This window comes from Paraburkholderia sp. BL27I4N3, from assembly GCF_003386115.1.
GTDB lineage: Bacteria > Pseudomonadota > Gammaproteobacteria > Burkholderiales > Burkholderiaceae > Paraburkholderia.
The window spans coordinates 2589847-2612260 of the sequence record NZ_QREJ01000001.1 but is presented as its reverse complement, the minus strand read 5'-3'; the positions used below and the strand labels follow the sequence as shown (position 1 = coordinate 2612260).

The following is a 22414-nucleotide window of genomic DNA, read 5'->3' as shown; positions in this document are numbered from 1 at the left end:
AGGGAACGGTACGCATCGGCGCGTCATACACAGTGATGGGATACTTCCTCCCGGAAATACTGGCGAGATTCAGGGCCAGTTACCCACATTCATTTCGAATTGCAGGATCTTGACCGTCTCACGCTGGAGCAGGCCGTTCTGTCGGGCGAGATTAAAATCGGAGTTGCGCTACTGTCCAATGTGATTGAAATCGGTCGCTTTGAGCACCGCAGCCTGACCCGCTCGCAACGTAAGCTATGGGTGGCGCCGTCACATCCGCTTGCGCAATTGCAAAACCCTTCGCTCCGCGAGATTGCCGAGCATCCGTACATCATGCTGACAGTTGACGAAGGCGAACAGTCGTCTATGCGATACTGGAAAAAGGAACGGTTGACCCGCAATGTCATCCTCCGCACGGGCTCCGTGGAGGCGCTCCGTGGACTTGTTTCACATGGATTCGGGGTGACGATTCTTTCCGAAATGGTATTTCGGCCGAGGTCACTCGAAGGAAAACGGATTGAGGCGCGCGACGTGGCGAACGCCATTCCGCAGATGGACGTCGGTATGCTGTGGCGCAAAAATTCATCCCCATCACCTGCCGCCCGGGCATTTATCGACTTCCTCGGCTATACCCGGCAGAACTAATACATTCGCCGCTTCTAAGGAGACCCCGATGTGGCAACCGGACCCAACATCACTGCGGCTATTCGTCGCAATATGTGAGGAGGGCAGTATTGCACGCGCGAGCGAGCGGGAAGCCATCGCCGCAGCAGCTGTGAGCAAGCGGATTACGGATATGGAGCAGTTGCTGGGTACCCCCCTGCTGTCCAGACGCGCGCGTGGAGTGAGCCCAACGGCCGCCGGCGAGATACTCTTACGTCATGCCCGGCACCTCATGCATAGCGTGGAGGTCCTTCAGGCAGATCTCAGCGAATTTTCGACGGGCGTTCGGGGCCTTGTGCGCGTGATGGCAAACGTCTCCTCCATTGTGGAATTTGTTCCCGACTTGATCGCGTCCTTCTTGCAGTCGAACGAAAAAATTGGCGTCGTCCTGGACGAGCGGGTCAGTACCGAGATTGTGCGGGGCGTTGCCGACGGTATCGCAGACATTGGCATTTGTCGCGACTTTGTAGGAGGCACAGAAGTGCAGATGCTACCGTTCCGCGATGATCACTTTGGTGTCGTGGTACACAAGGACCACCCTCTTTCTGGTATGTCCATACTTGCGTTCGCTGACACCTTCGAGTACGAGCAAATCGGCCTTTCTGTGAACGCAGCTCTCAACTCGTTGATGAAGCGTGTCGCCTCCGAGCACGACCGTCCGCTCCGATACCGCGCCAACGTCTCAACGTTCGACGCAGCGCTCCGTCTCATCCAGCTAAACCTCGGGCTCGCTGTACTTCCGATTGAGGCCGTTGCAAGGTATCGCCAGACATACGATATTTGCACGATACCGCTATCCGATGACTGGGCGACCAGGCAATTCGTGATATGTGTGCAGCACGTTGATAGACTGTCGGTTGCGGCCCGTCGCTTCTTCGGCCACCTCATGAGTTCCGATTCGCACCGTTCACGCCCCCCCAAGTTACCCTTACAGGGATTGCCCGTACTCCCTCTACCCCCCGTCCAGTGAGGTTTTGGAGCCATCGCGATCAACGATGGAAGCCATCGCACCACGCTGATTGTTGTATATGGTTGAAACCGGCACTCTCGGATCTCATTGCATGAGCAGAGGGTTGCAACGTGACAACTAAGAAAGTAGTCGTGCAGGAAGTGGGGCTTCGGGATGGCCTACAAAGCATTCCCCAAATCATGCCTACGGAAGCCAAGAAGGCATGGATCGATGCTGCATATAGCGCCGGCATCCGACACATTGAGGTCGCGTCTTTCGTCCCGCCGAGGCTCCTTCCTCAAATGGCGGACGCCGAGCAGGTTGTTGCACATGCGCTGACACTGCCGGGACTCCGCGTCACGGCGCTTGTGCCGAATGTGAAGGGTGCCGAGAACGCTCTGAAAGCCGGCGTACATCGCGTCGTCGCGCCAATCTCGATCAGCGAGCAGCATAGCCTTGCCAACGTCCGCAAGACGCCCGATGCAATGCTCGAGGAGTTTCAGCGAATACGTGAACTCCGGGACAGCGAGTTGGCATGGGCGGAAACCACCGTGGTCGCCGGCCTCTCAACAGTCTTCGGATGTTCCTTTCAGGGATATGTCCCGGAACAGGACGTATGCAGAATCGTTCTGAAGGCGCTTGATGCCGGTGCTGACGTCATCGCACTCGGAGATACCACAGGCCACGCCACACCCCGGCATGTTCGCCGTCTCCTCCAACTTCTCTCTTCTGTAATCGAGGGTAAGGTCACCAGCCTTCACTTTCACGACACGCGGGGGATGGCTCTCGCAAACACGGTGGTCGCGCTGGACCATGGCATTCGGGAGTTCGACTCGTCGCTCGCCGGCCTGGGAGGTTGCCCGAACGCTCCAGGCGCAACCGGTAACGTCGCAACCGAAGACCTCGTCTACATGTTGCAAAGCATGGGTTTTGAGACTGACATTGATCTTCAGAGACTCGTGGAAAGTCGCGACATTTTGAGGCGCGCGGTACCTGACGCCCCGCTCTACGGTTATATCGCCCGTGAGGGAATTCTTGAGGGCTCTGTTCCACCGCAACTGAGCTCGCACGGGGTGCAATCATGAGCAGTCTAAAGCCTGAAAATCGTGCCTCTGCTTCGGGGCTGCCCCTTGCAGGCATCCGCGTAGTCGAGCTCTCACATATGGTTATGGGCCCTACATGCGGCATGGTCCTTGGCGACCTTGGAGCGGAAGTAATCAAGGTTGAGCCTCCGAAGGGAGACAACACCCGCCGTCTTCTCGGAGCCGGCGCTGGCTTCTTTCGGACATTTAACCGGAACAAAAAAAGTGTCGCCCTCGACCTTGGCAACGCCAACGGGCCTGAGGCGTTGTTGAAACTTATTGAGACCGCAGACGTCTTCGTGGAAAACTTCAAGCCCGGGAGGATGAAGGAACTCGGGCTCGACTATGACACCCTTAGCAAACTCAACCCCTCCCTCGTCTATGTATCCCATAAGGGTTTTCTGAGCGGCCCGTATGACAAGCGACTCGCCCTCGACGAAGTAGTACAAATGATGGCCGGCCTGGCCTACATGACCGGCCCGGTAGGGCGTCCGCTTCGAGCCGGCAGCTCAGTCAATGACATTATGGGCGGCATGTTCGGGGCGATCGGCGTGTTGGCTGCGCTGTATGACCGCAAGACAACCGGCAAGGGCAAAGAGGTCCAATCGGCCTTGTTCGAGAACTGTGTGCTGCTTTCCGCGCAGCACATGCAACAGTATGTTGTGACAGGGCAGCCTGCCGCGCCAATGCCAGAGCGCATTAACGCGTGGGCTGTTTATGACGTGTTCGAGTTGGCCGACGGGCATCAGATGTTCATCGCCGCCACTGGTGACGCACAATGGGCAGCACTATGCAATATTACCGACCGGCAGGATCTGCTGGGAGATGTCCAGCTGCAATCGAATAACGACCGCGTGCACGCGCGGGAATGGATTATCCCGACTCTCGCGGAGACCCTCCGAACCCTCAGTCCATCGAAACTCGCCACGGCTTTTGAGTCGAATAACGTGCCGTTCGCGAACATTACGCGTCCCGAAGAATTGTTCGATGATCCACATCTCAAGGCCAGTGGGGGGCTCGCAAAGCTACAACTGGATGACGGATCGGAAACCGAAATGCCACTATTGCCGCTGTCCATAGGCGGTGCCCGCCTACAGCCTCGCTTACCTATTGCCTCGATCGGCCAACATACTCGGGAAGTACTCGAATCACTCGGTTACACGTCTCAGCAGATCAGCGACATCTCGCGTGTCGCACCATTGAAGGCTCCCAACAACGCCGCCGACGCAAGGTAGCGCCGGTATCCATTTCCCGACCGGCGCACGCCTGTCGTCGCAAGAAAGAGGACAATCTTATGCCAATTTTACGGTTGGGTGAGCTTCTTCCCGCCATCGCGGAATCCGCCTTTGTCGCAGAAGATTCAACTGTTATTGGTCAGGTCACCATCAGCCCGGGCGCCAGTATCTGGACTAACGCCGTATTGCGAGGTGATAACGAGCCAATTTTCGTCGGCGAGAACACTAACGTTCAAGAGGGGGCCGTACTCCATGCCGACCCGGGGTTCCCGCTCGTAGTTGAGGACAATGTAAGCATTGGTCACCAGGCGATGCTGCACGGCTGCACGATTGGCGCCGGAAGTCTCGTGGGAATCCAGGCGGTCGTCCTGAATGGTGCGGTGGTCGGAAAAAACAGCCTGGTCGGTGCTGGCGCGCTTATCACGGAAGGAAAGGTCTTTCCTGACAATGTGCTGATCGTCGGCGCACCTGCGAAGGTTGCAAGAGAGCTGACGGCCGACGAGATTAAGAACATCGGCGCAAATGCGACGGCGTACGCCGACAAGGGCAAGGAATACAAGCAGACGCTAAGCAGGGTTGGATAGGGAGACGCCCCCAATTTGAGACAGCCAGTTCTCGGGGGTTAGTACACCTATCAGAGTCAGCTTTATATCAAATCAAGGAGACACAAAAATGAAACTGTCCAGGGCGATGAGCTATCCCGACGATGATATATCGTCGCGAGATAGAGCGCGGGAACGTGACCGGCTTGAGGATAGAGACAATTTATCTGTGGGCCGCATTGGTGCGAGACTCGATCGCCTTCCTCCCACGATGGCGGTTTGGAAGATGGTGATCATGCTGAGCCTCGGAATGTTTTTCGAGATCTACGACCTCATGTACACCGGCTATATCGCCCCTGGGCTCGTCAAGAGCGGTGTTCTCACGCAGACAACCCACGGTCTTTTCGGGACATCCGGCATCGCCAGTTTCATTGCTGCATTGTTCTCTGGCCTGTTCCTCGGAACCCTCACGTGCGGGTTCCTTGCTGACAAGTTTGGGCGCCGCGCCGTCTTTACATACGCGCTTCTCGGCTACGTCCTCGCAAACACCGTAATGGCTTTCCAGGATACATCGCTGGGCCTGAATCTTTGGCGTTTTCTCGCGGGCGTTGGCTTGGGTGTCGAGCTGATAACGATTGGTGCGTATATCTCGGAACTGGTTCCTAAGCAAATCCGGGGGCGCGCCTTCGCGACATCGCAAGCGATTGGATTCTCTGCGGTACCCGTCGCCGCGTTTCTATCCTATCTGCTTGTCCCCCAGTCGTTTCTGGGACTCGAGGGGTGGCGATGGGTCGTTTTACTTGGAGCGCAAGGGGCAATCTTTGTGTGGTGGATCCGATTGTCGCTCCCCGAAAGCCCACGGTGGCTCGCCCAAAAAGGACGGTTGGCCGAAGCCGACGCGATCCTTAAGACACTCGAATCGAAAGTCGAGCGGGAGTACGGCCAGGCTCTCCCACCTCCTGCTGAACCTGGGCCGGTCTCGTTGCGCGCCAGCTTTCGCGATATGTGGGTCAATCCCTTTGGCAAACGAACTGTGATGTTGATATTGTTCCACGTCTCTCAAACCATCGGTTATTACGGGTTCGCCAGCTGGGTCCCTACCTTGCTAATGAAACAGGGAATCACGGTTACGCACAGCCTGATGTATTCCAGCATCATTGCACTCGCCGCGCCGATCGGCCCATTGATTGGACTGCTGATCGCAGACCGCTTTGAGCGAAAGACGGTCATTGTTTTTATGAGCGTAGTGAACGTCGTATGCGGCTTGCTGTTCAGTCAATTCCGCGACACATCGCTATTGGTCGCCATGGGAGTGTGTCTCACACTTTCCGGAAACATTATCTCTTACACCTACCACGCTTACCAGACTGAGTTATATCCAACCAGAATTCGCGCACGTGCAGTTGGTTTCGTCTATTCATGGAGCCGGCTGTCCGCAATTTTTTCAGCCTTTGTGATCGCAGACATACTCAAGCACTTTGGTGTAAGCGGCGTCTTCGTTTTTATCGCCGGTGCCATGGCGGTTGTCATGCTTTCAATCGGTATCCTGGGTCCGCGCACTCGCAATGTCGGGCTCGAAGAACTTTCAAGATAGTCACACGCAACCGGATGTGCGTGGACCTTTTGTTAATTAAATAAGTATAACTAACGGAGGCAATAATGAAGAAAGCTACTACGATCTGGATCGTGGGTTCGTCTTTGTTTAACGTAGCGGCACACGCCCAGAGCAGTGTCACCCTCTACGGGGTAATCGACGAAGGATTCAATTACACAAGCAACGTAGCCACGCCTACAGGCGGGAAACAGCTTTACAACCTGTCAAGCGGAGTGCTTCAAGGAAGCAGGTTTGGATTTAGGGGAACCGAGGACCTAGGTTCTGGCCTCAAGGCAATCTTCATTCTTGAGAACGGATTCGACGTCAATAACGGCCGCTTGAGCCAGGGAGGCTTGCTGTTCGGACGGCAGGCAAACGTAGGTCTGTCCAGTTCCAAATTCGGGACGGTCACCTTGGGCCGGCAATATGACTCGGTGGTGGACTATGCTTCTCCGATGGCTATCAGTCACCAGTGGGCCGGCTATATTGGCGCGCATCCTGGCGATATCGACAATTTCAACAATGGTCAGCGAACCAATAACGCCATCAAGTACACAAGTCCGAACATTGCAGGCGTTACTTTTGGCGGACTATATAGTCTCGGCGGCATTGCCGGAAACGTTACGCAGAATCAGGTGTGGTCTCTGGGTGCAAGCTACGCCGGCGCCGGACTTACCGCTGGCGTGGGGTATTTGAATGTTCGCAACGCGAACGCCGGTTTCTTTGGAAGCAGCTCATCGACGACGCTGACTTCCGCCACGGCAAATTCGACTACGCCCGTTATCAGTGGATTCATGTCCGCGCACACCTATCAGGTTTTCGGAGCCGGGGCCGCGTATACGGTCGGGTCCGCAACAGTTGGCGCAACCTATTCCTACACTCAGTTTGCCGGCTTGGGTGACACTGCTACTTCCGGACCGAATCCGAGTCGTTACCGAGGGTCGGCCGACTTCAACAACGCTGAAGTGAATTTTCGATATCAGGTAACTCCAGCATTACTGCTGGGTGTCGCATACGATTACACCAAAGGTGGCAGCACGGCAACGCCAGCAGGTTCCAACCCTGGCGCGACCTACCATCAGGGTTCGATTGGCGCCGACTATTTACTCTCCAAACGCACCGATGTGTATTTCATTGGGGTTTTGCAAAAGGCGTCCGGAACCGATTCGACAAACAAACCGGCGGTTGCTGCCATCAACGGCTTGACCGCATCGACCAGTGACCGCCAGACAGCTTTGCGCATTGGCATACGACACAAGTTCTAATCGGCCCGACTGGGACAGTCAAAAAGTGCTATTGCATACTGAACTTTAACTGTCCCTTTTTCTTAAGAACACCGCGTTGAACTTTCTATGCTAAATCGAAGCTAAAGGCGATCCCGATTTTTCGGATCCCGCGTTTCTGAGAGAGCGTGGTCACGACAGCCGTTTTCCGGCGGTTGACACCTCGACCCGCGCGGTGCAACGAAGAACTCACAACCGAAGTATGCGTCGCGCCAGGGCCGTTGAGAATTATTTGGACAAGCGTCGGAGAATGCGGCAGGCTAAGCCTACCGCAGGCAGGGGGGATCAACCCGATGAAGGTGCAGATGGAAGCAGGTGCTGGTTCTGTCGCAATAAGGAAGGTGGCCAGCGAGAGCGCCGAAATACAAAGGAGTGCTTATGCAGAGAGCGAATAGAATTGCTGGACGGGAGGGCGTTGTCACGTTGCGGAGCTGGTCGCGTAACATGTGGCGATGAAAAAGACGAAATCGCTCTATCACGGCCATCGCTTTCCTGCAGTCGTCATCAGCTGCGCGGTTCGCTGGTACTTTCGGTTTCAGTTGAGTCTGCGCGACATCGAAGAGCTGCTGTTTGAACGTGGCGTGGTCGTGAGCTACGAGACGGTCCGCCGGTGGTGCGAGAAGTTTGGCGCAGGCTTCGCACGACGCGTCAAGGCGGCTCGCCGGACGCCGGGCACTACCTGGCATCTTGATGAAGTGTTTGTATCGTTGCGTGGTGAGCCTTACCTGCTATGGCGTGCGGTTGATGAACATGGCGCCGAACTCGACATCCTGGTGCAGAAACGGCGGGACAAGGCGGCCGCCGAGCGGTTCTTCAGGCGCGTGCTTCGTTCATGCCCGGTGCCGCGCAAGATCGTCACCGATCAGCTTCGCAGTTATCCGGCAGCGAAGGCCGACATTCCCGAACTGGCGAACGTCAAACATGTGTTCGTCAAAGCAGCAGCCCGCGTGAATAATCGGGCCGAGAATAGCCATCAACCTACGCGTGAACGTGAGAGGCGCATGCGCGGCTTCCGTGCGCCCAAACGGACTCAGGCGTTCCTCTCGAGCTTCGGGCCGATCCGGCAGCACTTCGCACTCAAGCGGCATCTGTTGCGCGCTTCGCTCTACCGCAAAGAGCTCGCTGAGCGCTTTGCCGCATGGCATCGTTTCACCGAGCTTGCCCAAAATCCGTCACCTGCCTGAGCAAACACATGCCTTGTGCAGGTGTTGTGTCGTCGACGAGTCAACGTGACAACGCCCTCATCGCACAGCATCAGCTGACGGCGTTGACCGTTTTCGGTGATCGTGATCTGCGAAGTTGCGGGCTTCCCACAAACACTGCACTCGGCCATGATGATCTCCTGTTCGTCGTGAGCGCATCGCTTCCCGGGCGGGTAATGGGTAGGTGGAAAATATTTGTTCCGCTGCTTATTCCGACGCCGCCTTGTTCGCGCGCTGGGCTCGCGCTGCACCCGAAACAAGCAAATCAGTCGACGGCACGTGGGTTGATCGGTTGTTCCCGCGCCTCCCAGTTCCTCCAGCCGTGCGCAGGAACGCATCGGCACATTGTCCACTTGCACTAGCACCACCGCGTGCCGCCACGCGTCGGGTAATTGGCTCACCAGCCCGCCCGGGAGCGAGTGCACTTCAAGCCCGCTCGCTGCCTCTTTGGGTTCTTCGTCGCTGCCGGGCCGCACGTCTTCGACCTTGAGCGTTTTGTCCGGTTGCGAGAATTCGAAAATCTGCTGATCGCCCCGCCGATTTCGTCTGGGGTCCGAACGAGCCTCGCGGCGCCGCGAGGTTCAAGCGGAAACCCATCGTCCCCTGTCGCGTTTTGTCGATCATGTCAACCAGCGTCGGGTAGTCGCTCGAAAGCTGACGGGCTGTTTCACGATCGGCCTGACCGCGGAGTGCGGATTGCGTTATTTGATCTCGATGCGCCGCTTCGCTGCCGGTTCTCCGGCCGCTTTGGGGACACGCAGCGTCAGCACGCCATTTTCAAATCTGGCCTCTGCCCGATCGAGATCGATGCCCGCGGGCAGCGGAATCGCGCGCTGAAAGTGTCCAAACGACCGCTCGACCCGATAGCATCCCTGTTCTTCGCTCGTCGATTCGAAGCGCTTTTCGCCGCTGATGATCAGCATGTCTTCAATCACTTCGAGTTCGACGTCGTCGCGGGTCATGCCGGGCAATTCGGCGACAATACGCAGTGCGTCGCCCTCGTCGGTGACGTCGATCCGCGGTTGAAACTGGCTGGCGCTGAAGTCGCCGAACCAGCTTCCGAGCGGTCCACGGCCGCCGAACGGATCACGGATCAATTCGGAAAACAGATGAATCGGATCGGGCGGCGGCCAGCTGGCAGGCGCAAGTGCTACCGGCGCAGCAGCGCCTGCCATCGGTGCCCCGTCACCCGTTTGCGTGCCGCCAGTCTGCTGCGCATTTTGCCGCGCGCTTTGCTGGCTGGTGCGCGGCGCACCGGCGTGGCCGGATGCGTTTTCCTGCGCGGAGTGCGAGCGCAAAAACCGGAATGGATTCCATTTGTCGAGATCGAGAAGCATGTGATTCTCCTTACGTCAGGTACGCCAGAGCCAGACCCGAGGCTGGACCACTGGAGACGACGGATAGTCCATTCGACCTCTGGATGCGAGGGGCGCGGCTGCTGTCGTGGCCGGGTGACTACGCATCCCCGCGAGCGGTGCGTTTACGGATGCAATGACGCGTGTGGCTCGCCGGTCAGGCCGTCATGGTGCCAGGCGCGCGCAGTGATGCCGAGTACGAACAGCAGCGCGCCCGTGAACAACGCATACACGCCGATCAGCCAGACGAGCGCGAGTGCGCCGGCGCCGGGAAAGAGCACCACGAGGATGCCGAACAGCACGGATAGCACTCCGGTTAGCACCAGCATCCACGCATTGCGCAGGCGCCTATGCAGGCGCGTTGCTGCGATCAGATCGAGTACGCCGGTGATAATTGCGTTTGCGCCGATGACGGCGACCAGCACGAGCGTGGTGATGCCCGGCACCAGCGCGGCAATCACACCGGCGCCGATACTGCAGACGCCGAGCAGCAAGGGCACCCACCAGCCGCTGTGCGTCGCGCGGTAGCGGATGGCCGCCACAATCGCGACAATGCCGCCAGCGATTGCGTAGACGCTAAAGAGGGTGATGAGCAGCAGCAGAGTGGGACCGGGCCAGAATAGCGCCAGAGTGCCGAACAGCAGCGCGACCGTGCCACGCAGAATGAGCATCCACCAGGCGCGTCCAAGCAGTTCATCCATGTGGGACTCCAGGCTGTGCCGTCAGGTGATGGACTTCAGTCTACGCTCCACGCATCGGCGATTCTTTCGCGTTTCTGCCATGTGTTTCGCAATTCTGCGTTCATTCATGAGGCGTGCTGAATGGCATCCAGATTGGCATCCCGGATGCACCAAAATAAGCTGATCCGTCTCCGCTTTTTTACAGCGGCTTGCCGTGAGGCGTTCTAACATGAACTTATGCTGCGCACGGTCCGGCATTAGCGTGATCATTGTCGGCCCGGTGTCGCGCCGTCAACACCATCACGAAGGGAATCTCATGAAAACGAATCTGCTTGTATGGCTGCTCGCGTCGTCGCTCGGACTCCCGCTAGACGTGCACGCCCAGGTGGCCGGCGCCCAGCCGCTTGGTGTCAGCGTGGAAGAGTCGGCCGCGATCGTGGCAGGCTGGAGCGTGAGAAAGTCGGTCATGGACAAGCCGGTCTTCAACGAGAAGGGTGAGCGCGTCGGCGTCATTCATGACATTATCGTGGCACCCGACCGGTCGGTATCGTTTGCAATCGTCGCCGCAAACCAGTTTCTGGGGGTGTCGCATCACGACGTGGCCATTCCGATCGAGCAGCTCGATTTCAACAACGGCAAACTGGTGCTGGCCGGTGCGACGAAAGATGCGATCAAGGCGCTGCCCGAGTTTCAATACGCAAAGGTACGCGCGACACCCAAGGCAAGGTCCGACTACAACAGCGAGCATCACTGACATATGTCTCGCATCGTCCGTGATCGATGCATTTGGCGCGCGGCACATTCGTTCCATGGGCAGTACGCCGATGAGTGCGCCGCCGCGTGACTATTCGTCGTGCCGCATGATCGCCGCCTGCTCTTCAGGCGACTTTCCTAACCAGCGCCGGTGCAACGCACGCTCGATGCTCCCGCCCACCGAGAGCAACAGCAGGAGCAGGGCGGTGGCAATACCCGCAATCTGCCATGCGCCGATGCCGCACACAATGCCGAGCGCGGCGGTGACCCAGATCGAAGCCGCCGTCGTCAAGCCGCTGATCCTGCCGGTCGCGCGGTTCTGCAGGATCACCCCGGCGCCGAGAAAGCCGATGCCTGTAATGACGCCTTGAATCGCACGGCCGGCGTCGCTGCCGTCGGTGAAACCGTGTAGTTCGAAGGACATACCGGCCATCGTGACGAGACAGGAGCCAAGCGCAACGAGGCCTAGCGTCTTGACGCCGGTTGGCTTGCCATGCAGGTTTCGATCGAGCCCGACGATACAACCCAGCAGCACTGCTGCGACCATGCGCAAGATCGCCTCAAGCAATTGCACGTGTGAAATCATCGGCTGCCCCGCTAAGGTTTCCTGGTACCGTCGCGTACGGCAAGCACCTGGCTGCTCACTACAATCTAGCGTCGAGGCGAGGTCAAGTTCCTGCATGCCAGTCTCGCGCAAGCCAGATGGAACGCCGAGCCCTCGTCGAGGCATCGAAGACACCATGCGCAGCGCTCCCGCCGCCTGGCGCGTGCCAGATTCGTGTCATGGCCTCACGCGACGCAGTGCTGTTGTATGCCAGTGCGTAAGGCAATATGATCGCGTGTGCTTACGCACGCCGCAGCCTGATGCTTCCGCCAAGAGTATGACAAAGCTTGTGATGCTGCGCCATTCCCACGTGCCCCAGCACACAGCCGCATAGTCATGCGCCGAAGAAACAATCGCTGCGCGCTAACAGGCTTTGGAGTCCGTTCCTGATGCCGCGCACTCCGGTCGCCAACGCACGTATTCCTCCTTCAGCCATCATCGACATGACTGGTTTGCCGTCATGGGCATACATCCCCTCCGCCGCATGCGCAATGGCATTGAGGCCGCTCACGAAAGACAAGCCGGGCGGCAATTAACGTGACAGCTCGGCGTCGTAGATCACTGCCTTGGGCAAGACACGCACGCCGCGTCCCCTACCTTTCAGACCGCCTTCGGTCAGGCCATAGATCGGTGTCATCTCTGAGCCTGCATACGTGGTCGGTATCGCGATGAACGGTCGGCTCGACTCGAGCGCGATCGCCTTACCCAAGCCAAATCCGATCGATGTTCCCAGATCGCGGACGCGCGTGCGGTGCGCATGACATGCCGTTTCGCGAACCCGACCGCTTTCGAACGCTGCGCAATACCCGACGTAAGCGTTGACTTGCAAAAAGCCTTCACGAGTTATGGATTGCTTCGAATCCCGGCTAACAGCGTGTCGAGCGTCGTCCCGAGTTGCCCAGCAACATAGCTCAGCAGCAACTCCACCAACGAAGTCGGGTTGTTTCCGCCCATATTACGAATCCGCCTTAAGCGGCCTTGAATTCGACGTAAGCTTAGCTATGCGACGAGGCAGCAAGAAGACTACTGCTGATCATGAAGCCAGTAGCAAGATCGACCCGGGATCACGGGTTACGCTGCCAACCGATGAATGGCGCTTTCACCAACGGCGGGCTGAATTCGGTGCAGGGATTTCGGCTCGTTATACCGACGGGTAGCACTGTTGTGCAGGCTGCGGGCTGCGACGACGGCGGCATGAGTCGCTCGATCCTGATAAGTGCACCATTTGTCGCGGTTATTCCTGCCGGGGCGCAATTGGCCACCATCGCTGACAACGATCCCAGGGGATGGGTTATCGCACTCAGACCGGGCGTTCTAGGGCAAGTCTCGAAAGAAGCGTTTGGCGCGGTCCCGAAATGGTCCAAGTCCTGGGATCCGTTCCTGCGCGAGGCCGCGGATACATTGGGTGCCTTGCATAACGCGGATCTGATCGACGCTGCCTGCGCCGACGCCTTTGCCGATGTCATCTCGGTGCACATCGCTCTGCGCTACGGGCACTGTGCGGGCGCGGTCGAGCCGGACTTGCCTCTTACGCGCCAGATGTTGACTCGCATTCAAGCCTTCGTTCATGAGCACATCGCCGAAACCATTCTGGTCAAGCAACTCGCAGTTCTGGTGCACATGAGCGCATCAAGCTTTGCACGCGGTTTCAAAACGGCGACAGGTAACCCGCCCCACCTGTATGTGACACTCGAACGAGTGAATTTTGCCAGGACGATGTTGTGCGAGGAGACCATTCCCCTTGTTGACGTTGGCGCGCGCGAAGGGTTTCAGACTCAGCAGCGTTTCACCGTAAGCGCCAAATCTGCCACACATCGTTAGGTCTCGCGTTACCGGGTAACATGTTTCACATCGATAGTTACCGGGTAACGACAGTGAGGAGGTGGGAGATGACGCAAACGACGGCGCAGCGGCAAGCGGCTTATCGGGCAAGGCGCGAGACGGCAGGCAAGGACGGCAACGGTGATCGACGTCTGGATATGTGGGTGAGTACAGAAGCCTATCTTGCTTTAACACGGTTGGCTTGCCGTTACTCGGTAACGAAGCGTCAGATGCTGGAACGACTGATCACGCGGGCAGACGACGCGATCGTGCGCCGACTCGATCCCGACTCGGAACAGTGGGACCAATACTTCGGCCAAGCGCGGTAGCGACGTGCGTTACCCGGTAACGGGCTGCTGCTTGGCGAAGTTGAACGGTAGTAGGTCGCTAATATTGGCGTCCGGAGCACGCTGCGGCAGTTCGGTCAGCACGTGCAGCAGATAGGCATGCGGCTCGACGCCACAGGCTCGACACGTGAGCATCAAGCTGTAGATCATCGCGCTCGCTTTCGCGCCGTCGACCGTATCGCTGAAGAGCCACGATTTTCTCGCGGTGGCAAACGGCCTGATGTCCCGCTCGATGACGTTGTTGTCGATTGGGGACCGGCCATCGTCCACATAGCGGCTCAGATACGGCCATTGCCTGCGACAGTAGCCAATCGCCTCGCCGAGCAGACTCTTGGGCAGAACCTTTGGCGCGAGCTCGTCGAGCCAACTCTTGAAGGCGCTTAGCAACGGCACACTGTGCTGCTGCCGCAGGCGGTGCCGGTAATCGGCTAGCGTCTCGCCTTCGGGCAACGTCTGTTTGGCGAGCGCCTCGACCTGGTATAGCGCTTGGAAGAATTCGAGCGCCTTCGTGATACGGGGGCTTGGTTTGTTCTTCTGCCCCTTGAGCGCGTCCGTAAACAGGCGGCGACCATGGGCAAGGCATCCGAGGTGCGTGGCCGATTTGAGCGTCCGCCACGCGGGCCAGCCGTCCGTCATCAGCGTGCCCGCGTAGTCTCCGAGGAAGTCTTTCGGGTACTGCTGGCCACGCCCCGGCTGGTACTCGAACAGCACCACCGGTTGCTCACTATCCTCGGCGCTTCGGTAGACCCACATATATGACGTGTCCTGTGCGTTTCGGCCTTTTTCCTTCAGGACCTGGACGGTGGTCTCGTCGCCGTGAATCAGCCACTGGCGCAGCAGAATCTTCTTGAGCGCGTCAAACAGGCGCTTGTAGTGACGCTCGGCGGGACGGATGATCCAGTTCGCCAGCGTACCGCGACTGACCCGGATGTTCGAGCGGGCGAGCACGTCCTCCATTCGGTACAGCGGCGTGCCGTCGACATATTTGCCGGCCGTGACGGCGGCGATCATCGACGCACTTGCATGGCTGCCCGGCAAGGGTTGCGCCGGCATCGGCGCGACCACGATCGGCGTGCGCATGCCGTGATGCTCGCAGTGGCGACACGCGTACTTGAAGCGCGCGTGCTGCAGCACCGTCACCTTGACCTCCATGTGCAACTGCTCGCTGACTTCCTCGCCCATCCGATGCATTGCCTTGCTGCAGCACGGGCAAATCTTCTGGTCCTCGGGCAGGTCGTACTCGATACGCTCGCGCGGCAGATTCGCTGGCAGCGGCTTGCGGCCACGCTTGCGCAGTTCGGGCTTGTCGACCTCAGGCAACCCGGTGTCTGGCATCGTGGGCAAGTCGCCGTCGTCCTCCCCGGCCGGCTCCGCTTGGGCCGCCTCTTCCGCCTCGTTGAACACGCGGTCACGACGCTTCTCGCTCTTGGGAGCGTACTGTCGGGCCAACGCGAGACGATATTGCTCTTCAAGCGCATCCAGACGCCTGGTCAGGTCATCGATCCTGGCGTCGCGCTCGGCCAGACCGGTTTCGAGTTCGTTGATGTAGGCCTTGGCGGCCCGAGGCAATCGCGAGAGATCGGCGGCTTTCATGTGCTCCACGGTAGCGAAGCTCAGCGCCGGATGGGTTTACCGAAATGTGTAACAGCCGAGCCGGCCGTTGTTTACTCGCGACACCCCGAAGGACGGCCCTTGGCGGGGGCATCGGCGATACTGCAATTCAGCTCGCGTGGCAGTACTGTCGCGCAGGATGACGGCGCAGCGCGTCGACATCGACGCCGTCGAGCAGCAGGTGAAGCTGTTCGGCCGTGAGCTCGATCACGGCCTGCTGACGACGGGGCCAAACGAAACGGTCCGCCTCGAGGCGTTTCAACAGGAGCCAGAATCCGGCCCGGTCATAAAGCAGAAGCTTCACGCGATCGCGTTTGCGGTTGTGGAACGCGAAGACGGCTCGTGCGAGTGGGCCAAGCTGCATCGACTGCTCGACCAGCGTGACCAGGCTGTTGATTCCGGCCCGGAAGTCGATCGGCTCGCGATGCAGGTAGATCCGAAGATCGGCGTCGAAGCGGAACATCAGTGCGCCCCCAGCGCAGCAATCATCGCCGTCAGGAGCGAACCGTCTTGCCCCGAGCATTCGAGTTCAACCATGACGCCGTTGGGCAGTGTCGCCGACAAACGCGCCGACGGCGCCGAGCACAGTGACACACGAGATGCCTCGCCACGATCCGGAGCTAACGACGCAGCAGGCGCACGGGAGAACACTGACGCCGTGTCGCCAACCGCAACGACCGGCACGAACGTTGACGGTGACGTCTGCGCGCTATCAGGCCCGGCGAGCGCAGCTTCGTTCGCCCGTGTGCGTGCGCAAATCCATTTGCGCAACTGGTTCGCGTTTACACCGGCCTTGAGCGCCATGCCCGATACCGATACTCCAGGCCGCCGGCATGCATCGATCAGTCGCCGCTTATCCTGAGGGTCAAACACCCGCCTGCCGCCCCGATCTATATGCGTTACCTTCAGCGGCAAAAAAGCCAAGTCATCTTCAGTCATGTTGCGTCCGCAAGTCGTGGTTGCGGACCCAAGCCTGCGCTCGTTCAGATGCGAATTCTAGGTGCGCTTAAATTCGCGCTTACGTTTCACCGACGTGTTTCATCGATATACCGGAGTGACGCCGCGCGCATTCAGAATTGCCCACCGGAACGTCGGTAGCTGATTCATTTAGCGACGTTGCGGACAAAACAATAACCGCGGGACTCCAGCGCTCGCGCTTAAACCAGAGCGACAAGAGTTTCTCGAAGTAGCTTATCTGTTTTCTGCCTTGGCAGTGGACGTGTCAGCGTTGATCGGGGCCGTGGCCCGGCGTTTTCGCGTGGTACAAAATAAAGTTGCAAGCTCAGGCACATGTATCACGTCGCTGGATTGGTTTCGGCTTTCGGACCTGCTGGCCCCGGTCGTCTTTGCCATGACTCGCTCCTTCAACTCAAGCGTCGTCTGAGGCGATGCTCAGCCTCGAGAGCAGCGCTTTTGCTGCTGCTTCCGACGACGCGGGATTCTGGCCAGTAATCAGGTTTGCCGCGACAACCACATGTGATTGCCAGTCTGGCCCCTTCGAATACCTGCCTCCATTCTTCTTCAACATCTCCTCGACGAGGAAAGGCACTACGTCCGTAAGACCGACGGCCGCTTCTTCCGAATTGGCAAATCCGGTGACGGGCATATTGCGCACGAGTGGAAAGCCATCGGGCAGCTTTGCATGACGGAGTGCACCGGGAGCATGGCAACCCGCGGCGACTGGCTTTCCCGCCGCATACATGGCTTCGATCAATGCGATCGACTGCGGATCTTCTGCCAGATCCCACAGCGGTCCGTGCCCGCCGGGATAGAACACGGCGTCATAGTCCGCAGCCGAGACAGTTGAAAGCTTCGCTGTACTTGCCAAGTTCGCTTGCACTTCGTTGTCCTTCTTGAGACGCTGGGTCGCTTCGGTTTGCGAATCCGGATCGTCACTCCTGGGGTCGAGGGGCGGCTGCCCGCCTTTGGGCGAAGCGAGCATCATCTCGACGCCTGCCTCCTTGAACACGTAATAAGGCGCGGCAAACTCTTCGAGCCAGAATCCGGTTTTCCGGCCGGTATCGCCAAGCTGGTCGTGTGAAGTCAGTACCACCAGGATTTTCATGACAACCTCGCGAGCCGGTTCAATTCAAGTTGCAACGAGCCGACGAGCGGTGTCATCGACCCAGGTCATTCTGGCAGAATGCGGCTGTCAGGAGCGCCGAGGGCGTTTCCGGTTTTGGCGCGTGTCCTTTCCCGCCCCTCGGCCATTCGGTACGCAAGCGAGCCGCGCGGTCTCCAGCGGCCTGTCAGTAATCGATGGTGATCCGGTTGTCGACCCGCATCACACCGGGGGCAAGCCATGCGACCCGCTCGGCCTCCTCGCGCTCGGCCCACGAGCGGACCGTACCACGCAGGACGACCTTATTGCCTTCGGCCTCCACCGTAATGTGCTGAGCGTCGACTTCCGCGTTGCGCTTGAACGCGTCCTCGATCTTGCGCTTGAGATCCTCGGGCTTGACCTTCGGCTTGATCTCGATCTCGTTGGTCACGCCGGTCACGCCGCTCACCCGCAGCGCCGTGTCGGCCGCGCGGCGGCGCTGGTAGTCCCATTCGACTTCGCCCTTCAGCGTCACGTCTCCGTCCTTGACGACCGCCTTGATGGTGTCCGCCGCATAAGGCAGCTCGGCCTTCAGTTGGGCAATGATCTCGCGCGCGATCTCCGGGTCGGGTCGTTTGTCGATCAGCGGCACTCGCACTTCCACGTCATTGGCGACCCCCCTCACGCCGCGCACACGCGTCGCGTCCTCTTCGGCCTTGCGCCTTTGCCGGAAGCTGCGCGCGAACCCGGACAATGTGACCGCACCGTCATTGACCGCAACCCCAATATCTGATGGATCGATGTCCGGATCCCACTTCAGTTCGTACTCCACGTCTCGCTTGATGTCTTCGTCGGTTCTCATCGCCGCTCCTCGTCGGTTTGTTGATGGACTAACGCGGGCACGCGGGCCACGCCCAGCGCCACACGCATCCGTCCACGGTAGGGCAACGGTAGGGCGCGCCGGGCCGATTTTCTTCCCTACGCCTGCGCCGTTTTTGCACAATGCTGCCGTACGTTGACACCGGAAAGCCCGCGCAGCAGAAGCGCAGAGATCCGACACGTCTTGCAGGAATGAGGAAGAAGTGCAACCGGCAAGAATCTAGTCTTGATGTCATCGTCATCGGACTAATGGCCCTGTCAACATCCGACGGTACGCGCCGGGCGGGACATGCATGGCTGGCTGGCACCGCCGCTGCTTCGCGGCGCGGTCGATGGCTTGCGCGCTGAGCTGAGCTCAGCATGGATTCAACCGTCTTGCGGCGAAACGGTCTCGTTTTATTTTCCAGAGCAAAGGAGCAAATCGATGAGCGATCTGGTCGTTGTAAGCTTCAAAGGCGAAGAGACGGCCGACCAGGTGTTGGCCAAACTCCAGCAGATGCAAAAGGAACACCTGATCGACCTTGAGGATGCCTGCATCGTGGTCCGTAGCGCGAAGGGCAAGGTACACCTCAAGCAAGCCGTCGATCTCGTCAAGATCGGCGCGCTCAGCGGCGCGGCCTGGGGTGGTCTGTTTGGTGCGCTGGTTGGGCTGATGTTGCTCAATCCGCTCGTCGGGCTGGCAACAGGCATGGCCGTCGGCGCTGGCACGGGCGCGTTGTCGGGCGCGCTCTCGGACTATGGAATCGATGACGATTTCATGCGTTCGACAGGCCAGAACATTGAGCCGGGTTCGTCGGCGCTCTTCATCCTCGTGCGTCGCGTGAATTTCGACAAGGTTCTGCCGGAACTGAAACCCTTCGGGGGAAAGGTATTGAAGACGTCTCTGACGAACGATCAGGAGGAACGCCTGAGGAAGGCGCTAGAGAGCCTGAACAGCAGTGGCGCGACAGCATGAGCTTCCCTGTGCTGCATCAGGGTTGTGATCTTGAATTCTGTTGAAGTTCACATTTGGGCCGGATCGACACCCCGACAAGTTATGCGGATTATTCCGCGTGGACGTCCATCACATCGACGCGCAGTTCGAATTGGAGAGTGCTTACGCTTAAACTTGCGAAGACTGATACGACCGAATCTAAGGGCCGAAAAATCGAAATCGAGCAGTTGCGCGAACTGAGCGTCGGCCGACCGTGCTGTAGCGGACGCTTCGTCACTGGATGTGCTTCCTGGAGCAACGAGGTCGTTGAGAACACATGTGCACGCGGGACAAGCGGCCGGGCAAGGTCTCTTTCGGGTGTGCGCCGTGAAAAGGCGGCGTTTTCCAGCGGGTGCAAGCCCCGCCCGGCAACCGCTCCAGCCGGAAGCAACTGGAGCAGTCATGGAGGTAACGAAGTGGCTGAAGCCTCTGGTAATGCGTGTCACGAATAGGTGACAGCGCGAGTGTGCAGGCCGTAACGCGAGTGAACGCCGAGCAAACCTCGAAAAGGACGATGCGCAGGCCGACCCGGCAACCCTATCGGGGAAGGCTGATACGACTGGGTGAATGAGCAGGCTGGACGCCCAGTCGCTGCGCCGGGGTAGTGGCGACAGCATGTACACAAGGAAAGCGTACGCAACACGGGAAGTCCCTCGGCGTGGTCAGGGATGACCAACCGGACGCCCGCGAGGGACAGGCCGGGCGCCTTGGGATGACGGAGAGGCCCGTAGTACCGGTGAAGCCGGGTAATGCCGGTGGAGGGAAGGGGCCTCAGTTCAAGACAGACGCAATACGTAGTGAGGACGTGGAGATTGGGCAACCTATCAACTCCGATTCGTGTTCAGAAGCTGCAGATGGCGTTACACGCGAAAGCGAAGGCAGAAGCCGGGTATCGCTTTTACGCGCTGTACGACAAGATCTATCGCGAGGATGTGCTGGCGCATGCGTACGCACAGTGTCGATCGAACAAGGGCGCACCGGGTGTCGATCGACAGGACTTCGCGGAGGTCGAAACGTACGGGGTGCAGAAGTGGCTCGGCGAACTGGCGCTTGCGCTCAGGCAGGAGACTTACCGGCCGGACCCTATCAGAAGAGTGTTTATCCCGAAGGCCAACGGCAAGCTGAGGCCATTGGGTATCTCGACCCTGCGGGATCGGGTGTGCATGACAGCAGCGATGCTGGTGCTCGAACCGATCTTCGAAGCGGACCTTCCACCGGAGCAGTACGCTTATCGTGCGGGCCGCAATGCCCAGCAGGCGGTGATCGAGGTGGAGGAGCGGTTGCATCGAGGGCAAACGGACGTTGTTGACGCTGATCTCGCGGACTACTTTGGAAGTATTCCGCACGCCGATTTGATGTTGTCGCTCGCGCGACGCATCGTTGATCGGCGTGTGCTGCATCTGATCAGGATGTGGCTGGAATGCCCCGTTGAAGAAACCGAGGACCGAGGTCGGCAGAAACGGACGACGGAGGCTCGAGACAATCGGCGCGGGATTCCACAGGGCTCCCCCATCTCACCACTGCTGGCGAATGTTTACATGCGCCGGTTCGTGCTGGCGTGGAAGAAGCTCGGGCTTCAGCGCAGTCTTGGCAGTCGAATAGTGACCTACGCAGACGATCTCGTGATCCTGTGCAAGCGAGGCAAGGCTGAAGAGGCGTTGCTGAAACTGCGCGAGATCATGAGCAAGCTGAAGCTGACGGTCAACGAGGAGAAGACGCGAATCTGCAAGGTGCCAGAAGGTGAGTTCGACTTCCTGGGTTTTACGTTTGGGCGGATGTACTCGGCAACGACTGGTCAGGCCCGTATGGGCATGAAGCCGTCGAAGAAGAGTATCCGGCGCATGGTCGAAAAGATTCATGCAATGACCGCCCTCAGGACGGTATGGCAAGAGACCACGGAGTTGGTGGGCAAGTTGAACCGCACGTTGCGCGGCTGGGCGAATTACTTCCAGGTAGGAAGCGTCAGCCGGGCATACCGAGCAATCGACAGCTACACCGCGACGCGGTTGCGCCGGTGGCTACGCAACAAGTACAAGCTCAGACGTCGCAGGGGCGGGACTTATCCATCCCCGCATCTCTACGGGTACTTCGGTCTCGTACGTCTGAGCGCACGTGGGGGCGTAGCCTGGCGTGTGTGAAGGCGTGATGTCTTGTCCGAGAGCCCAGTGCGGGAGATCTGCACGCTGGGTTCGATGAGCGGGATGTGGAAACGGGGTTACGGCGAGGTTATTGGGGCACCGCCAGACGAAAGCGGCGGTAACAGACAAACCGAGCCTACCGCTACCGCGCCACATCTCGACTCTACCGTGAGTTCCGGAGGTAGAGCAACGGACTTCGAATCCGTTGGTCACCGGCTCCAATCCCGTACGGCGCGTCCGGTGGAGGCGGCATGAAAGCAGGAAGCACCACTATAGCGGCGCTCGCAGCGGTCGTCCTGTCAGGGCTCGTCTATGTGAATTGCCCACAGATAAGATCGCTGTGCGCCGAAGGCAAAACACTCGACCTAGCCCTCTGCGCTGCGTCTAAGATCCAGGTCGCTTGTAAGACGGAAGGGTCCAACTCAGGACCGACCTTCGCGAGCAGCTTGTTCGACGCAGTGCCAGTCGAGCGCGCGGGACCTGTGGTGTCGAGCCTCTCCTGCTTCACGCAGGCGATGGTCTCTCGCGCTACCCGGCAGACCGGTGACGTCGATTTCGATGCCGTCGATGCCGCGATTTTCGATCTGAGTAGGAAGGTGGCGATCTCCGCCTGCAATAACCGTGATTGCATGCAGACAACGCCGCTGCAATAGCGAAATGCCGCTGGTTCTCTTATGGAGATC

21 protein-coding genes and 2 pseudogenes are annotated in these 22414 nt (G+C 59.0%); 14 read left to right on the top strand and 9 right to left on the bottom strand.

Features of this window, described 5'->3' with window-relative positions:
• Nucleotides 1–2: 2 nt before the first annotated feature.
• The 8 genes and pseudogenes from B0G71_RS12020 to B0G71_RS11985 all read left to right on the top strand — a co-directional run.
• Nucleotides 3–624 (top strand): annotated as a pseudogene (locus B0G71_RS12020) (LysR substrate-binding domain-containing protein); the annotation flags it as partial.
• Nucleotides 625–652: 28 nt separating this feature from the next.
• A complete protein-coding gene (locus B0G71_RS12015; protein ID WP_116141994.1) occupies nucleotides 653–1612 on the top strand; it encodes a LysR substrate-binding domain-containing protein in 960 nt (319 codons plus the stop codon).
• Between the two features lie 110 nt (nucleotides 1613–1722).
• Nucleotides 1723–2676 carry a hydroxymethylglutaryl-CoA lyase gene (locus B0G71_RS12010; RefSeq protein WP_116141992.1) on the top strand — a complete coding sequence of 318 codons (954 nt, stop codon included), beginning with the start codon at nucleotides 1723–1725 and terminating at the stop codon, nucleotides 2674–2676.
• Complete coding sequence (locus tag B0G71_RS12005) at nucleotides 2673–3908, top strand: CaiB/BaiF CoA-transferase family protein (RefSeq protein ID WP_116141990.1); 1236 nt, start codon at nucleotides 2673–2675, stop codon at nucleotides 3906–3908. The genes B0G71_RS12010 and B0G71_RS12005 overlap by 4 nt, the downstream gene beginning before the upstream one ends.
• Before the next feature lie 59 nt (nucleotides 3909–3967).
• Nucleotides 3968–4492 carry a gamma carbonic anhydrase family protein gene (locus tag B0G71_RS12000; protein ID WP_116141988.1) on the top strand — a complete coding sequence of 175 codons (525 nt, stop codon included), beginning with the start codon at nucleotides 3968–3970 and terminating at the stop codon, nucleotides 4490–4492.
• Between the two features lie 88 nt (nucleotides 4493–4580).
• Nucleotides 4581–6044: an MFS transporter gene (locus tag B0G71_RS11995; RefSeq protein ID WP_116141986.1), complete on the top strand. Its 1464-nt coding sequence runs from the start codon at nucleotides 4581–4583 to the stop codon at nucleotides 6042–6044.
• Between the two features lie 65 nt (nucleotides 6045–6109).
• Nucleotides 6110–7309 carry a porin gene (locus tag B0G71_RS11990; protein ID WP_116141984.1) on the top strand — a complete coding sequence of 400 codons (1200 nt, stop codon included), beginning with the start codon at nucleotides 6110–6112 and terminating at the stop codon, nucleotides 7307–7309.
• A 470-nt stretch (nucleotides 7310–7779) separates the two neighbouring features.
• Nucleotides 7780–8511, top strand: coding sequence for an IS6 family transposase (locus B0G71_RS11985; RefSeq protein ID WP_116141982.1), 732 nt, complete (start codon nucleotides 7780–7782; stop codon nucleotides 8509–8511).
• A gap of 719 nt (nucleotides 8512–9230) precedes the next feature.
• Here the strand turns inward: B0G71_RS11985 and B0G71_RS11980 are convergent.
• Together B0G71_RS11980 and B0G71_RS11975 are read right to left on the bottom strand one after the other, a co-directional pair.
• Nucleotides 9231–9866 (bottom strand): Hsp20/alpha crystallin family protein, encoded by a 636-nt coding sequence (locus B0G71_RS11980; protein WP_116141980.1) that lies wholly within the window; start codon nucleotides 9864–9866, stop codon nucleotides 9231–9233.
• Between the two features lie 143 nt (nucleotides 9867–10009).
• A complete protein-coding gene (locus B0G71_RS11975; protein WP_116141978.1) occupies nucleotides 10010–10585 on the bottom strand; it encodes an HdeD family acid-resistance protein in 576 nt (191 codons plus the stop codon).
• 295 nt (nucleotides 10586–10880) lie between these two features.
• Between B0G71_RS11975 and B0G71_RS11970 the strand changes: the two genes are divergently transcribed.
• The gene (locus tag B0G71_RS11970; protein ID WP_116148532.1) at nucleotides 10881–11318 is read left to right on the top strand and encodes a PRC-barrel domain-containing protein; all 438 of its coding nucleotides are present in this window, start codon (nucleotides 10881–10883) and stop codon (nucleotides 11316–11318) included.
• A gap of 90 nt (nucleotides 11319–11408) precedes the next feature.
• On the opposite strand, the gene B0G71_RS11965 is transcribed toward B0G71_RS11970, so the two are convergent.
• Nucleotides 11409–11903 carry an MgtC/SapB family protein gene (locus B0G71_RS11965; RefSeq protein WP_116148530.1) on the bottom strand — a complete coding sequence of 165 codons (495 nt, stop codon included), beginning with the start codon at nucleotides 11901–11903 and terminating at the stop codon, nucleotides 11409–11411.
• Between the two features lie 63 nt (nucleotides 11904–11966).
• A pseudogene (locus B0G71_RS11960) lies at nucleotides 11967–12654 on the bottom strand (iron-containing alcohol dehydrogenase); the annotation flags it as partial.
• A gap of 461 nt (nucleotides 12655–13115) precedes the next feature.
• Between B0G71_RS11960 and B0G71_RS11950 the strand changes: the two are divergent.
• Together B0G71_RS11950 and B0G71_RS11945 are read left to right on the top strand one after the other, a co-directional pair.
• The gene (locus B0G71_RS11950; RefSeq protein WP_258875561.1) at nucleotides 13116–13742 is read left to right on the top strand and encodes a helix-turn-helix domain-containing protein; all 627 of its coding nucleotides are present in this window, start codon (nucleotides 13116–13118) and stop codon (nucleotides 13740–13742) included.
• A 68-nt stretch (nucleotides 13743–13810) separates the two neighbouring features.
• A complete protein-coding gene (locus tag B0G71_RS11945) occupies nucleotides 13811–14071 on the top strand; it encodes a hypothetical protein (protein WP_116141974.1) in 261 nt (86 codons plus the stop codon).
• Nucleotides 14072–14080: 9 nt separating this feature from the next.
• Here B0G71_RS11945 and tnpC read toward each other — a convergent pair whose 3' ends face one another.
• The 5 genes from tnpC to B0G71_RS11920 all read right to left on the bottom strand — a co-directional run bounded on the left by tnpC (nucleotide 14081) and on the right by B0G71_RS11920 (nucleotide 18603).
• Nucleotides 14081–15682 (bottom strand): IS66 family transposase, encoded by a 1602-nt coding sequence (gene tnpC, locus B0G71_RS11940; RefSeq protein ID WP_116141972.1) that lies wholly within the window; start codon nucleotides 15680–15682, stop codon nucleotides 14081–14083.
• Nucleotides 15683–15809: 127 nt separating this feature from the next.
• Nucleotides 15810–16163, bottom strand: a complete 354-nt coding sequence (tnpB, locus tag B0G71_RS11935) for an IS66 family insertion sequence element accessory protein TnpB (protein ID WP_181916759.1) — start codon at nucleotides 16161–16163, stop codon at nucleotides 15810–15812.
• Nucleotides 16163–16639, bottom strand: coding sequence for an IS66-like element accessory protein TnpA (gene tnpA / locus B0G71_RS11930; RefSeq protein ID WP_116148528.1), 477 nt, complete (start codon nucleotides 16637–16639; stop codon nucleotides 16163–16165). The genes tnpB and tnpA overlap by 1 nt, the downstream gene beginning before the upstream one ends.
• A gap of 430 nt (nucleotides 16640–17069) precedes the next feature.
• Nucleotides 17070–17765 carry a type 1 glutamine amidotransferase domain-containing protein gene (locus B0G71_RS11925; protein ID WP_116141968.1) on the bottom strand — a complete coding sequence of 232 codons (696 nt, stop codon included), beginning with the start codon at nucleotides 17763–17765 and terminating at the stop codon, nucleotides 17070–17072.
• A gap of 184 nt (nucleotides 17766–17949) precedes the next feature.
• Complete coding sequence (locus B0G71_RS11920; protein ID WP_116141966.1) at nucleotides 17950–18603, bottom strand: BON domain-containing protein; 654 nt, start codon at nucleotides 18601–18603, stop codon at nucleotides 17950–17952.
• Nucleotides 18604–19044: 441 nt separating this feature from the next.
• Between B0G71_RS11920 and B0G71_RS11915 the strand changes: the two genes are divergently transcribed.
• From B0G71_RS11915 to B0G71_RS11900, 3 genes are all read left to right on the top strand, one after another.
• Nucleotides 19045–19575 carry a DUF1269 domain-containing protein gene (locus B0G71_RS11915; RefSeq protein WP_116148526.1) on the top strand — a complete coding sequence of 177 codons (531 nt, stop codon included), beginning with the start codon at nucleotides 19045–19047 and terminating at the stop codon, nucleotides 19573–19575.
• Between the two features lie 767 nt (nucleotides 19576–20342).
• Nucleotides 20343–21731: a group II intron reverse transcriptase/maturase gene (gene ltrA / locus B0G71_RS11905; protein WP_116141964.1), complete on the top strand. Its 1389-nt coding sequence runs from the start codon at nucleotides 20343–20345 to the stop codon at nucleotides 21729–21731.
• Between the two features lie 251 nt (nucleotides 21732–21982).
• Entirely contained in the window at nucleotides 21983–22384 is a 402-nt protein-coding gene (locus B0G71_RS11900; RefSeq protein WP_116141962.1) for a hypothetical protein, read from the top strand.
• Nucleotides 22385–22414: the final 30 nt, after the last annotated feature.